Here is a 12,564-nt window from a genome sequence, read left to right as displayed (position 1 = left end):
CGGGACGGCCGGTTGCCGGGCTCGAGATTGAGCCTGCTCAGAGGCCGTTGTAGCTTGTTGAGCGTTGCTCAGCAAGCCGGGGGACAGCGAAGGAGCCGATCGGTGACCAGCACGCTCGAGACCCAGTCCGCCGCAGCGGCCGGAGCCGTCCGGGAGGTGGGCATCGCGATCATCGGGTCGGGGTTCGCCGGCCTGGGCATGGCGATCGCGCTGAGGCGCCGCGGGGAGACGGACTTCGTCGTCCTGGAGCGGGCCGACGACGTCGGTGGCACCTGGCGGGACAACACCTATCCCGGTGCGGCGTGCGACGTGCAGTCCAACCTGTACTCCTTCTCCTTCGCGCAGAACCCCGACTGGGGCCGCTCCTACTCCGAGCAGCCGGAGATCCAGGCCTACCTCCAGCGGACGGCGGACCGTTTCGACGTGCGCCGGCACTGCGTCTTCGGCGCCGACGTCAGCTCCGCGCGCTGGGACGACGCGGCGCAGCGGTGGCTGGTCTCGACCTCCGCCGGTGAGTTCCGGTCCCGCGTCCTGGTCTCGGCCGCCGGCGCCCTGGCCGATCCGACCTACCCCGACATCCCGGGGCTGGACTCGTTCGCCGGCACGGTCATGCACTCGGCCCGCTGGGACCACATGCACGACCTCGCCGGTCAGCGGGTGGCCGTCGTCGGCACCGGCGCCTCGGCGATCCAGGTGGTGCCGGCGATCCAGCCGGTCGTCGGCAGCATCGCCGTCTACCAGCGCACACCGGCCTGGGTGGTCCCGCGCACCGACCACCCGGTCAGGCCCCTGCTGCGCCGGCTCTACCGGCTGGTGCCCGGTCTGCAGAACGCGATCCGCGCCGTCCTCTACCTCTTCCGCGAGTTCCTGGTCATCGGCATGGCCAAGAACCGGCGCTTCCTCAAGCCTGTCGGCAAGCTCGCCCGGGCCCATCTGCACCGCCAGGTCCGCGACCCCAAGCTGCGCAAGGCCCTGACGCCGGACTACACGATCGGCTGCAAGCGGATCCTGATCAGCAACGACTACTTCCCGGCGATCGCGGCGCCCAACGCCGAGCTGGTCACCGCCGGGATCGCCGAGATCCGACCGACGTCGGTCGTGACCACGGACGGCGTCGAGCGCCCCACCGACACCATCGTGCTGGCCACCGGCTTCCACGTGACCGACCTGCCGATCGCCGAGAAGATCTGCGGCCGCGACGGGCGTTCGCTGGCCCAGGTCTGGGCGGACGGCATGGTGAGCAACCGCAGCGCCGCGGTCGCCGGATTCCCCAACATGTTCCTGCTTGTCGGCCCCAACGTGGGGGTCGGCCACACGTCGATGGTCTACATGATCGAGTCGCAGGTGGCCTACGTCGACGACGCGCTGCAGACCATGGACGCCGAGGGGCTCGCCGTCCTGGAGACGACCCCGGAGGCGCAGGAGACCTGGCGCTCGCTGATCGCCGAGAAGTCGAAGGGCACCGTGTGGCTGGCCGGCGGCTGCGCCAGCTGGTACCTCGACAAGCACGGGCACAACACCACGCTGTGGCCGGACTTCACCTTCCGGTTCCGGAAGCTGACGAAGAAGCTGGATCGGGAGAACTACGTCGGCGTCCCGGCGGAGCGCCCGGAGGTGGCGGCATGAGCGCCGGAACCGTGCTCCGCCAGGTGGCCGCCGTCCGGACGACCGACGGCGCCGTCCTGCACGCCGTCGTCGACGGCGCCGAGAACGCCCCGGTCACCCTGGTCCTCGCCCACGGCTGGACCCTCGCGCAGGCGGCCTGGGACGACGTCGCCGAGCTCCTCGCTCCCCGGGTGGCCGCCGGTGAGCTCCGGCTGATCCGCTACGACCAGCGCGGCCACGGGCGCTCGACGTGGGGCCGCTACGCCGACGACGTCGCCGAGCTCTCCATCGACCAGCTCGGCGCCGACCTCGGCGAGCTGATCGACGAGCTGGCCCCCGACGGTCCGGTGGTCCTGGCAGGCCACTCCATGGGCGGCATGACCATCATGTGCCTGGCCGCGGCCCGGCCGGAGCTGTTCGGCGACCGGGTGCGCGGCGTCGCGCTGGTCTCGACGTCGGCCGGCGACCTCGCGCCTGCGGGCGCGACGCTGACCGAGCGGCTGCAGCTGAAGCTGGCCCCCGGCATGGTCTCCGTCGCCATCGGTGGTGCGCGCGCGTTCGAGCGGGTCCGCCAGCTGCTGCCGCCGACGCACCCGCGCCACCGGAAGATCGTCCGCGAGCTGCTCTACGGCGCGGACGCGACCGACGACATGGTGGTGACCGGCGCGGAGATCATGCATGCCACGACGGTGCGGGCCTTCGCCGCCTTCTACCCCGCCCTCGGCGAGCACGACAAGCGCCAGGAGCTGACGGCGCTGAACAGCGTGCCGGTCGAGATCCTCGTCGGCGACAGCGACAAGCTCACGCCGAAGCGGCACAGCCGGCAGCTGGCCGAGGCCATCCCCGACGCGGCCCTGCACGTGGCCGAGCGGACGGGACACATGCTGCCCCAGGAGCGGGCGCAGCTGGCGGCCGACGCCATCGAGCGGCTGCTCGCCCGGGCCACCGCCGACCGGCTCGCGGCCTGAGCGGATCGCCAGCGGTGACGGCGTCCTCCCGCCCCGGCCCGCCCCGCCTGCGGCGTTCTGCCGGTGACCGGCGGGCGCAGCTGGTGCAGATCGGGCTGGAGCTCCTGCCGACGACACCGGTGCAGGAGCTGACCATCGACGAGGTGGCCCGGCGGGCCGGGATCAGCCGCAGCCTGCTGTTCCACTACTTCGCGAACAAGCGGGAGTACTACACCGCCGTCACGCGGGCGGCGGCCGATCTGCTCCTCGAGCACCTCCTCCCCGCACCCGGCACCCCGGCCGAGCAGCAGGTCACGGGCATGCTCGACCGCTACGTCGGCTGGGTGGAGACGTTCCCGGAGAGTCACCTGGCGTTCGTGCGCGGCGCCGGCGGGGCGACCCGTGGGTGTCGGAGGTCTACGAGGAGACCCGCGGCCGGCTCGTCGAGGTGGCACTGACCACCTTGGACCTGCCCGACGACGCGCTGCGCCGTCAGCTCGTGCTGGCGTGGTTCGCGTTCACCGAGGACCTGGTCGGCTCCTGGGTCCAGGAGCCGACGATGACGCGCGACGAGCTGCTGCGGCTCCTTCGCGACGTGCTGGACCGCCTCGTCGCGCACAGCTAGGCAGCCGGGCCCGCACTCCGCACTGCCATGACGTGTCCCTGAAGGCGGCCTATGGGACAGCACCGCACGGTAGCGATCACACCTCAGCTGCGCCGCAAACCTCAGTGGTCCTTGCCCCGTCGCATACCCCGCAGGCTGAACCAACGAGGCGTCTGGGATGGCCTGCGCTCCTGTGGCGACGCTGGCGGGGATGGGAGCGCGGCGACCATGCCCGGAAGTCGAGGAATTCGGCCAGGATGGGATTCAGCGGTTCCCATAACGGAGTCGTAGATCTCGCGTTCCCGTGTGACCTCATGAAGCCGTTGCCCGATCTCCGGCATGAGGTCTTCCAGGCCGTACGCGTCGGCAACCTCCAGAGCTGCGTACACCCCTCCCTCTATTCGGGGCCAGTAATGCACGGGCTGGAACCTCCCGCGCAGCAAGGCTCGGCCTAGCTCGGCCGGATCGGTCAGGTCGAGCAGCGGGACCGTCACAGCGAAGAAATCACGCTCGCACAGCTCCTGGGCCTCCTCGGGCTTGCTGAAGTCGTAGTGCATTTGCCCACCGGCCGACAGGCGCTGGCCGACAGTGACCACGCCGCCCTCATCCCTGGCGAGCCGTTCCCCCGGCCCCCAAGACTGACCCCAGGCCGAACCATGGACCCCAGGGATTCTTGTCCTGGTAAATGACGGCAGGCAGCACTGGCCGATCGAGTCTCCGCACGTTGCCGTCGCGGATGAAGCCGCGCTCCTTAAGCGCCTGCTCCATCCGAGGCGTGAGCGTCTTCATGCCGGACAGTCTTTCGACGGGCGCCACCCGCCGCCACGGCTGCCCAGACCGGCATGGGCGGACTGTCCCGTAGTGGGCCGCTCTGGGACACCGGCCGGCTCGCCGTGAAGGCGGCTTTAGAGACGGACCTAGTGACAACCCGCGGACGTCACGGACGCTTCTTCCTCCTCTTCGCAAGCTTCGTGATCAGCCCGTACTTGGCGAAGATCAGAACCATGACCAGGAGCCCCAGTCCGACCACCAGCAGCGTCTCCATCGGTGCAGGCGCTCCAGCGGCGTTGGGGGATACGGTGCGACCCGTTCCAATAACGGCGAATCAGCGTGAGCCGTGCTCGTCGCTTACCCGCTGAACCGCTTCGGCGTGCCGCCCTCGCCCCAGGTACATGGTGCGGAAGTTCAAGGCTTCGATGGCAACGATGCCCAGAGTCCAGAGGACGAGAAATGCCAGCCCCCTCCGGTAGACCCCGTCCCTACTCGCGTCCATCCGAACCAGATGAGGCACGCCGCTACGGGGAGGCTGACCAGCCACATGACCCTGCTAAACCGACTACCAGGGCGCATCCACTTCCGCCCTACCCAGACCCACATCGCGGCCTCCCGCAGTCACCGCTCAAGATCGTTCCCGTAACGGAGACCTCAGCAGACGGCATCCATCTGCGCCATCGCGACGAGCCACTCCACCCACGTGGGTGTCCCCGAGTGGGCCGCTCTGGGACACAGGGCGGTTTGAGGGACAGTCGAGGGAGAGTGCTTGTCCGACGTCTAGGGACTCGCGGACCCGTCCGAGTCCCGTCCGAACCGCCGCCTCTCCTGTAGGTAACGGAAGGCGATCACTAGCGTGGAAGCGGTCATGAATACGGCGATCCACCAGCTCAGCCCGGTCACCAGCGCCAGGACGACGACCGTCACGGTTGCGAGTCCGGCTGCGCCAGCGGAAACAAGCAACGTGTCCTTCACGCGGGGGTCGGCCACGCCGCCAAGGTAACCGTTGAGAACCGCCGGGGGTGTCCCTAAATGGGCCGCTCAGTGACAGGATCGAATCGCGGGCAAGCCTGAAGGGACCAGGTCTTACATGCCGCGCTTGCGTTCCCGTCGACTTGGATGCCGGTGCTGCGCCTCGTCGGGCTCCTTCAACCATTCGCTCCGGCACAGTGCCTCGACATCGCCCGCCGTCGGACACCGCAGCCCGTCGGCCTTCTCGGCACGTCGCCGCGCAGCAAAGAGATCGCGGTAGCGCATGTGAGTCGCTCGCGAGTGCTCGAGGTCGTTCAGGGCGCGAAGCAGCTCCTGCTCTGTCCACCGACGCGTGCTCTTGGTACCGAGTCTCTCGTTGAGGTGCTCCAACGTGCCTTGGAAGCCGAACGGAGCATGGTGATTGGCCACGAGGGAACGCAGTGCCCGAATTCGCTGATGCAGTGGTACGTCTGCGTCGCGCGCTCGACGCGCCAATGCCGACCAGCTCACCTGCGGACCGTATCTCGCCTCGGTATGGCGAGGCTTGTGGCGAACGTAGATGTCCCGTAGTGGGCCGCTTGGAGACCGACACCTTTTGCGCGGTGAGATGTTCTCGCCGGTCGCCTCGGGGTAGTCGCATCGCCTTGGCCGACCGGACTCCCGAAGGCGGCCCTCGACGGAAGGTCAGCATGGCCAAGGAGAGCGGTAAGGGCAGCGCCACGGCCAAGAAGGCGAACGCCAAGGCGAAGAAGGAGGGCGAGAAGAACCCGCGGAAGAGCTCGGCCGCCCAGAGCGAACTCGGGAAGAAGGGCGGCAAGACGAAGGGCAAGAAGTCCTGACCGTGCAGATCTGTCGACAGCGGGCGGTGGTCGATACGGCACCCGGTCAGGAACGGGACGAACCGTGCGGGCGACCGATGACGAGCGGATGAGACCGGTGACGGTCCCGCGGGTCAGCCGGCGAGAGACGTGGGGGCGCGGTCGGCGGCCTCGTCCGGCGGCGGCTGCAGCCGGGCGACGACGTCGGGCGCACTGGCGCCGGTCGCGTCCATCGACTTCTTGACCGTCGCGCCGTACACGTCGACGTACTCCTGACCCGACAGCGTCATGATCTCGTACATGATCTCGTCGGTGATCGACCGCTCCACGAAGCGGTCCCCCGACATGCCCTCGTAGCGGGAGAAGTCCAGCGGCTCGCCGATCCGCACGGTCACCCGGGTGATCTTCTTGCCGAACGGCAGCTTCCTCTTGCGGTAGACCATCGCGACCGGGATGACCGGGGCGCCGGTCTCCAGCGCCATGCGGGCGACGCCGGTCTTGCCGCGGAAGAGCCGCCCGTCCGGCGAGCGCGTGCCCTCCGGGTAGATGCCGAGGACCTTCCCTCGCGCAGGGTGCGGATCCCGGTCTGGATGGCGTTCTCGGCGGCGGAGGCGCTGGACCGGTCGATGGGCACCTGCCCGGCGCCGGAGAAGAAGGCGCGCTGGGCCGCTCCCTTGATGCCCGTGCCGGTGAAGTACTCGGCCTTGGCGAGGAAGGTGACGCGACGCTTGAGCTGGAGGGGCATGAAGATCCAGTCGGCGGCGGACAGGTGGTTGCTCGCCAGGATCGCGGCACCCGTCGCCGGAACACTCTCCGTACCCTCGATGCGCGGGCGGAAGACGGCGTGGACCACCGGACCGATCGCGACGAACTTGAGGAACCAGTAGAACAACACGCCTCCACTCGTGGGCTGCCAGACTAAGGAGCCTGACGGCCGAATCACAATCGGCCGGAGATGTGACATGTTCCGAGCACCCCTGCCGGTCGGCACCGCCACCGGACGCCGAGGAGGATCCCTGTGTCTGGACCGACCGCGCCGCCCGACGTCATGCCCGGCGCCGAGCCGTTCACCTTCCCCGGCGCGGACGGTCCCGACGGCCGGACCGGTGTCCTCCTGGTGCACGGCTTCACCAGCACCCCGATGAGCATGCGGCCGTGGGGCGAGCACCTCGCGGCCGAGGGCTTCGCCGTGCGCTGCCCGTTGCTGCCGGGCCACGGCACCCGCTGGCAGGACTGCAACGCCAGCACCCACGACCAGTGGACGACGACGGTCGAGCAGGCGTTCGACGAGCTGTCCGCCGAGTGCGACCGGGTGTTCGTCGCGGGGCTGTCCATGGGCGGCACGCTGGCCACCAGGCTGGCCCAGGTGCGCCCGGACGACGTCGCCGGGCTCCTGCTGGTCAACCCCGCGCTGCTGACCCAGCGGGTGGATGCCAAGCTGCTGCCGCTGATCGCCCGGGTCACCCCAGCTGGGCGCCGATCGCCAGTGACATCAAGAAGCCCGGCGTGACCGAGCTGGCCTACCCGAAGCTGCCGACCCGCGCCATGATGCAGCTGCGCGGGCTGTGGGCGGCCACCCGCGCGGACCTGGGCACGGTCACGGCGCCCGTCATCGTGTTCCACAGCACGGAGGACCACGTGGTCGAGCCGATCAACAGCACGATCCTGCTGGCCGGTGTGGGCAGCACCGACACGACCGAGGTGCTGCTCGAAGACAGCTACCACGTCGCCACGCTGGACAACGACGCCCCGAGGATCTTCACGGGCTCCGTCGACTGGATCCGTGCGCACGTGCAGGCCGGGGAGACCCCGGGGACCGGCACGTCCACGGCGGAGACACCGTGAATCTCCGCCGCGGGCGCGGCCGGCGCGACAACGGCCTGGAGGCGACGCTCTGGAGCCCGTTGCGCGACGTCGATCCGCGCGTCGGCGAGCACCTGCTGGACCTGCTGCAGGCGGTCGGCATCGCCGCCTACCTCGAGCCGTCGGCCGACGTGGAGCCCTACACGCGAACCGTGAGCCTGCCCAGCCCGCCGTCGGACCGGCTGTTCGTCGACCGGTCCCGCCGGGCCGAGGCGCGCGCGGTCGTGGACCAGCACGTGCCCGCCGCGGAGGTGCCGCCCGCGCCCGAGCCGGTCACCGCGCGCAGGGAGGTCGACGAGGACGCCGAGTGGGCGCGGATCGTGTCGGCGTTCGAAGCCGAGCACGGCCGGGCCGTCGCCCAGGACGAGCCCGCGGACCTGCCTTCGCCTCCCCGCACGAGCTGCCCGTGCTCGACCGGCCGGACGAGCACTTCGAGCCACCGCCGGCTCCTCCGATCCCGGCGCCCGCTCCGGCCTCGCTCTACGCGGTGCTGCTGATCGTGGCCGGCGTGCTGCTCATCGGCGTACCGGGGATCCTGAACCTGTCCGCCGATCTGGGTCTGGTCATCGGCGTCGCGGGCATCGCCGGCGGCGTCGCCCTGCTGGTGTCGCGGATGCACGACCGCTCCGATGACGACGGCGACGACGGCGCGGTCGTCTGAGCTAGGTTGCGGCGGGTGACCTCCTCCGCTGCGCACTCCGCCACCGTCACCGTCACGGGCCACCTCCTCGACACCGGCATCCTCGCCCGGATCCTCGACGACGTCCTCGAGTACGGCGGGGACTACCGCATCGAGACACTCGACCTCGGCCGCCAGCACGAGGACGAGTCCCGCGCGCTCATCGAGATCAGGGCCGCCGACAGCGACCTGCTCGACCGCATCCTGATGCGCGTCCAGATCCACGGGGCGAACGCCGTGGACCCGGGCACGGCGCTCACCCGCCCCGCGCCGGCCGACGGCGTCTTCCCCGAGGACTTCTACTCGACCACGAACCTGGAGACCCTCGTCCGGCTGGACCGGGAGTGGCTGCGGGTGCGGCAGCCGGAGATGGACTGCGGCCTCGTCGTCACCGAGGCGGGCGGGCAGGTCGTCGTCCGGACCGTCCCGGTGAGCGACGTGCATGCCGGCGACGCCGTCGTCTGCGGCGCCCACGGGGTGCGGGTGGAGCTGCCGGTGCAGGCGCCGCGCGGCGAGGAGGACGACTTCGGGTTCATGTCCTCGGCGGTGTCCAGCGAGAAGCCGCAGGCGTTGCTGGTCCGCCAGATCGCCGAGCGGATGCGCGAGGTGAAGGCCGAGGGCAAGCGGATCCTCTGGGTCGGGGGTCCGGCGGTCGTGCACACCGGGGCGGCACCGGCGATGGTCCGGCTGGTCCGCGCCGGCTTCGTCGACGTCCTGTTCGCCGGCAACGCCCTGGCCACGCACGACATCGAGTCCGCGTTGTTCGGCACCTCCCTCGGCGTGGACCTGGCGAAGGGATCGGGTGTCCCGCACGGCCATGAGCACCACATCCGCGCCATCAACACCATCCGGGCCGCGGGTTCGATCGCGGCCGCCGTGGAGTCCGGCGTCCTCACCGGTGGCGTCATGCACGCGATGGTGGAGGCGGGCAAGCCCTTCGTCCTGGTCGGCTCGGTGCGCGACGACGGCCCGCTGCCCGACGTCCACACCGACGTGATCGAGGGTCAGCGCGCCATGCGGGCCGAGCTGCCGGACGTCGGCTTCGCGATCATGGTCGCGACGATGCTGCACTCCATCGCGACCGGCAACCTCCTCCCGGCGTCCATCCCGCTGGTGAGCGTGGACATCAACCCGGCGACGGTCACCAAGCTCGCGGACCGCGGCAGCGCCCAGGCGATGGGCATCATCACCGACATCGGCCTGTTCCTCGAGCAGCTCGCCCGGGAGCTCTGCTGATCGTCGGCCTCCGGCCGACACCGCGGCCACGAGCCGTCCCGATTCGCGTCGAGCCGCTGCGTCGCGCCTGCGCGAACCCCTCCGGGGCCCACTCGGCGCGACCTCAGGCGTCGCCTTCTCGGACGGACTGACGGACGAGGTCGGCCGCCCCGACGATGCCCGCCTGCGGGCCCAGCTCGGCGACCACCACGCGTGGGCCGGGTCGGAAGCCGCGGCCGGGCAGCGCCCGGTCCAGCCGGTCCCGCGCGGGGCCGAGCACCATCTCGCCGAGCTTGCTCACGCCACCGCCGATGACGACGACGTCGGGGTCGAGCACGGCGGACAGGTCGGCGATGCCCTGGCCGAGCCAGACGCCGACCTCGGTGATCAGCTCCAGGGCCAGCGGGTCGCCGTCGGCGGCGGCCCGGGCGACGTCCTCGCCGGTGAGCCGATCGGGCTCGCAGTCGACCCGCTCCAGCAGCCGCGCCGCGGCTGCCGGCGAGGTCCGGGCCACCTCGCGGGCCGTCTGGCCGAGCGCCGTGCCGCTGGCGTACTGCTCCCAGCAGCCGCGGTTGCCGCAGGCGCAGAGCCGGCCGTCGGGGACGACGCGCATGTGCCCCCACTCCCCCGCCACCCCGTGCGAGCCGCGCCGCAGGCGCCACCCAGGACGATGCCGCCGCCGATGCCGGTCCCGAGCGTGATCATCAGCGCCAGGTCCGCGCCCCGGGCCGCGCCATAGCGGTACTCGGCCCACGCCGCGGCGTCGGCGTCGTTGCCCACCCAGAGCGGCCGCTGCAGCCGGGCGGCGAGTTCCTTGCGCAGGGACGCGTTGCGCCAGGCCAGGTGCGGGCTGAACAGCACCGTGTCGCCGGTGCGGTCGAACCACCCCGCGGCACCGACGCCGACGCCGACCAGTTCGCCGCCGTGTCCCTCGGCGAGCTCCTCCACCACGGCGGCGATCGCGTCCTCGGTGTCGGAGACCGATGCCCCTGGCGTCGCGCGCCGGGCGGTGGCGACGATCGTCCCGTCGGCCGCCACCACTCCCCGGCGACCTTGGTGCCGCCGATGTCGATGCCGAGCGCGGCGAGCCCCGCCGCTGCCGGGTCGGTCACGCGATGTCGATCTGCTGCACCGGCGCGGGCGGCTCGTCCTCCTGCCGGGTCTCCGCTTCCGGCTCCGCCGGCCGTCCGGTGGCGGCCACGGTGCGCAGCGCCGTCGCGGCCGCGGTGAGCAGATCGGCGAGGGCCTCGTTCACCTCCGGACGCTCCCCGCGCACGACAGCGGCCGCCTGGCAGATCGGGCACCACCGGCAGTCGGCGGAGTGCGCGCCGGCGGCGGGATCGTCGGTGTGAGCCGCATCGGTCACGGAGGCGAGACCACCGCGCAGGGCCTCGACGAGGCGCTGCGCCTGGTCGATCCAGTCGGTTCCGGGAGTCATGAAGGCCTTTCCACGGCGCTGAGGAGATCGGCGGGCCAGAGTTGGGGGTCGGGACGGAAGCCCACCTCGAGGCGGGCGTCGGCGGTGCCGGGATCGGCGAGCCGGCCGCCGGTCACCTCGCACCGGCGGAGCAGCGCGTCGAGCCGGACCGACCGCCGGATGCCCCCGACGGTGAGCACGAGGTCGTCGACCCACCGCGTCAGCGTGACGGCGTCGCGCGCGGCGAAGGGCAGTGGGAGGGTGAGCCGCCATGCGCCGTCGTGACGCTCGGGAGCAGGTACCGGGACGCCGGCGCTCTCCGGCAACTCGTCGTCCAGGAGCGCGCACACCCCGTCCACGTCAGCGGGAGCCACGGACAGCTCCGGTACGCGCAGCACCGGGGCGACGGCGACGAGCGCGGTCAGTGCCGCCTCCTGCTCGGCGGCGCGGGCCGTCGTCCACTCGTCGTCCCCGGGAAGCGGGAGCACCCGGCTGAGGACGGCGCCGGCACGGAGCCCGTGCAGGCCCAGGACGGTCGCCGCGGCGCGCAACGCCGACACCGACGACGCCCGCGGCGCCGCGACGAGGTGCACCCCCGTACCGGCCGGGTCGGCCAGCCGGTCGCGGGCGAGGAGCGCCTCCACGACCGGGACGGCGGCCAGCGCGGCGTCCACCGGCCCGCGGCGGGCCGCGCCCGAGGCGACCGCGGCGGTCCGGACCGCCCCGAGGGCGCGCATGCCCGGCGGCATCAACTGCTCCAGCCACCACCGCAGGGTCACGGGCAGGGTGACCAGGGCCAGCGCGGACTCGATCGGGCCGGCGTCGACGACCACGAGGTCGGCGTCGGCTCCGGCCAGCGCGGCGAACAGGGCGAGATCCGCGGCGCCCGGGAGCGGGACGACGGAGGTCGCCGGCGGAAGGGTCAGCTGCGGCAGGACCGCGCCGGCCGCACGGGCCGCCCCGGCCCACAGGCCCTCGACCGCCGTCTGCGGGTCGACCGTCGTGACGGTCAGTCCCGGTTCGGCGTCCAGCTCGGGGACGGCGGGTGCCTGACGCGAGAGCAGGACGGCGCGGCGCCCGTTCCGGGCGGCACGGATCGCCGCGGCCGCAGCCAGGGAGGAGGTCCCGGCCCCGCCCGGGCCGGTGAGGAGCAGCGTGCGCACGGCTGGGCTCGTTCCTGGCATCAGCCCTCGACGCGCTTCTTGAGCTCCTTGAGAGCCGTGTCCAGGATGACCTTCTCGGCCTTGCGCTTGATCATCCCGAGCATCGGGATGGACAGGTCGATGGTGATCGCGTAGGTGACCTCGGTGCTGCCGTCCCGCTCGGTGAGCGTGTAGGAGCCCTCCTGGCGCTTCTGCATCTGGCCCTTCACGAGGGTCCAGGACACCTTGCGGTCGTCGTCCCAGGTGTAGTCGAGGACGTAGTCGTCCTTGACCGCCCCGGCGTCGAGCACGAAGTGCACCCGCTTCGCCCGGCCGTCGGGACCGGCCTCGACGACCTCGACCTTCTTCGCGGAGGCGACCCACTGGGGGTAGGCGGGAAAATCGGCGATGACCGCCATGACGTCGGACGCGGGAGCGTCGACGACGATCGACTGGGTGGACTGGTCAGCCATGGGCAGCAGGCTAGCCGTTCCTCGCCGTCCGGCGAGCCGTCGGCCCGGCTCTCTGCTA

15 protein-coding genes and 3 pseudogenes are annotated in these 12,564 nt (G+C 71.6%); 10 read left to right on the top strand and 8 right to left on the bottom strand.

The window, feature by feature from the left end; genetic code table 11:
• Positions 1–102: 102 nt before the first annotated feature.
• The 4 genes from U6N30_RS10975 (at position 103) to U6N30_RS10960 (ending at position 3,177) form a co-directional block, all read left to right on the top strand.
• Positions 103–1,626: a flavin-containing monooxygenase gene (locus U6N30_RS10975; protein WP_324277332.1), complete on the top strand. Its 1,524-nt coding sequence runs from the start codon at positions 103–105 to the stop codon at positions 1,624–1,626.
• Positions 1,623–2,573 carry an alpha/beta fold hydrolase gene (locus U6N30_RS10970; RefSeq protein ID WP_324277331.1) on the top strand — a complete coding sequence of 317 codons (951 nt, stop codon included), beginning with the start codon at positions 1,623–1,625 and terminating at the stop codon, positions 2,571–2,573. Before U6N30_RS10975 ends, U6N30_RS10970 begins: the two co-directional genes overlap by 4 nt.
• Before the next feature lie 83 nt (positions 2,574–2,656).
• A complete protein-coding gene (locus U6N30_RS10965; RefSeq protein ID WP_324277330.1) occupies positions 2,657–3,010 on the top strand; it encodes a TetR/AcrR family transcriptional regulator in 354 nt (117 codons plus the stop codon).
• The gene (locus tag U6N30_RS10960) at positions 3,001–3,177 is read left to right on the top strand and encodes a hypothetical protein (RefSeq protein WP_324277329.1); all 177 of its coding nucleotides are present in this window, start codon (positions 3,001–3,003) and stop codon (positions 3,175–3,177) included. Before U6N30_RS10965 ends, U6N30_RS10960 begins: the two co-directional genes overlap by 10 nt.
• Positions 3,178–3,278: 101 nt before the next feature.
• Here U6N30_RS10960 and U6N30_RS10955 read toward each other — a convergent pair whose 3' ends face one another.
• The gene (locus U6N30_RS10955) at positions 3,279–3,752 is read right to left on the bottom strand and encodes a hypothetical protein (protein ID WP_324277328.1); all 474 of its coding nucleotides are present in this window, start codon (positions 3,750–3,752) and stop codon (positions 3,279–3,281) included.
• 1,836 nt (positions 3,753–5,588) lie between these two features.
• Here U6N30_RS10955 and U6N30_RS10950 point away from each other — a divergent pair.
• Positions 5,589–5,738: a hypothetical protein gene (locus U6N30_RS10950; RefSeq protein WP_324277327.1), complete on the top strand. Its 150-nt coding sequence runs from the start codon at positions 5,589–5,591 to the stop codon at positions 5,736–5,738.
• Between the two features lie 113 nt (positions 5,739–5,851).
• On the opposite strand, the gene U6N30_RS10945 is transcribed toward U6N30_RS10950, so the two are convergent.
• From U6N30_RS10945 to U6N30_RS10935, 3 genes and pseudogenes are all read right to left on the bottom strand, one after another.
• Positions 5,852–6,160, bottom strand: coding sequence for a hypothetical protein (locus U6N30_RS10945; protein ID WP_324277326.1), 309 nt, complete (start codon positions 6,158–6,160; stop codon positions 5,852–5,854).
• 57 nt (positions 6,161–6,217) lie between these two features.
• Positions 6,218–6,472 (bottom strand): annotated as a pseudogene (locus U6N30_RS10940) (hypothetical protein); the annotation flags it as partial.
• A pseudogene (locus U6N30_RS10935) lies at positions 6,415–6,681 on the bottom strand (lysophospholipid acyltransferase family protein); the annotation flags it as partial. The pseudogenes U6N30_RS10935 and U6N30_RS10940, both read right to left, overlap by 58 nt.
• 54 nt (positions 6,682–6,735) lie before the next feature.
• Here U6N30_RS10935 and U6N30_RS10930 point away from each other — a divergent pair.
• Genes U6N30_RS10930 through U6N30_RS10910 form a run of 5 tightly spaced genes read left to right on the top strand, consistent with a single transcriptional unit; the run spans position 6,736 to position 9,495 of the window.
• Entirely contained in the window at positions 6,736–7,227 is a 492-nt protein-coding gene (locus tag U6N30_RS10930) for an alpha/beta hydrolase (protein ID WP_324277325.1), read from the top strand.
• On the top strand, positions 7,224–7,562 hold the full coding sequence (locus U6N30_RS10925) for an alpha/beta hydrolase (RefSeq protein WP_324277324.1): 339 nt from the start codon (positions 7,224–7,226) through the stop codon (positions 7,560–7,562). Before U6N30_RS10930 ends, U6N30_RS10925 begins: the two co-directional genes overlap by 4 nt.
• Complete coding sequence (locus tag U6N30_RS10920) at positions 7,559–8,077, top strand: hypothetical protein (protein ID WP_324277323.1); 519 nt, start codon at positions 7,559–7,561, stop codon at positions 8,075–8,077. The genes U6N30_RS10925 and U6N30_RS10920 overlap by 4 nt, the downstream gene beginning before the upstream one ends.
• A gap of 2 nt (positions 8,078–8,079) precedes the next feature.
• Positions 8,080–8,241, top strand: a complete 162-nt coding sequence (locus U6N30_RS10915; protein ID WP_324277322.1) for a hypothetical protein — start codon at positions 8,080–8,082, stop codon at positions 8,239–8,241.
• Between the two features lie 15 nt (positions 8,242–8,256).
• The gene (locus U6N30_RS10910) at positions 8,257–9,495 is read left to right on the top strand and encodes an ornithine cyclodeaminase, nickel-pincer nucleotide-dependent (RefSeq protein ID WP_324277321.1); all 1,239 of its coding nucleotides are present in this window, start codon (positions 8,257–8,259) and stop codon (positions 9,493–9,495) included.
• A 103-nt stretch (positions 9,496–9,598) separates the two neighbouring features.
• Here U6N30_RS10910 and U6N30_RS10905 read toward each other — a convergent pair.
• From U6N30_RS10905 to U6N30_RS10890, 4 genes and pseudogenes are all read right to left on the bottom strand, one after another.
• Positions 9,599–10,512 (bottom strand): annotated as a pseudogene (locus U6N30_RS10905) (ROK family protein).
• Positions 10,513–10,582: 70 nt separating this feature from the next.
• Positions 10,583–10,912, bottom strand: coding sequence for a hypothetical protein (locus U6N30_RS10900; protein ID WP_324277320.1), 330 nt, complete (start codon positions 10,910–10,912; stop codon positions 10,583–10,585).
• Positions 10,909–12,054 carry an ArsA family ATPase gene (locus U6N30_RS10895; RefSeq protein WP_324277319.1) on the bottom strand — a complete coding sequence of 382 codons (1,146 nt, stop codon included), beginning with the start codon at positions 12,052–12,054 and terminating at the stop codon, positions 10,909–10,911. The genes U6N30_RS10900 and U6N30_RS10895 overlap by 4 nt, the downstream gene beginning before the upstream one ends.
• Positions 12,055–12,074: 20 nt before the next feature.
• Complete coding sequence (locus U6N30_RS10890; protein ID WP_324277318.1) at positions 12,075–12,506, bottom strand: SRPBCC family protein; 432 nt, start codon at positions 12,504–12,506, stop codon at positions 12,075–12,077.
• Positions 12,507–12,564: the final 58 nt, after the last annotated feature.

Source organism: Blastococcus brunescens (assembly GCF_035320885.1).
GTDB lineage: Bacteria > Actinomycetota > Actinomycetes > Mycobacteriales > Geodermatophilaceae > Blastococcus_B > Blastococcus_B brunescens.
The sequence above is the reverse complement of the archived record's forward strand: the minus strand, read 5'-3'. Positions and strand labels throughout refer to the sequence as shown.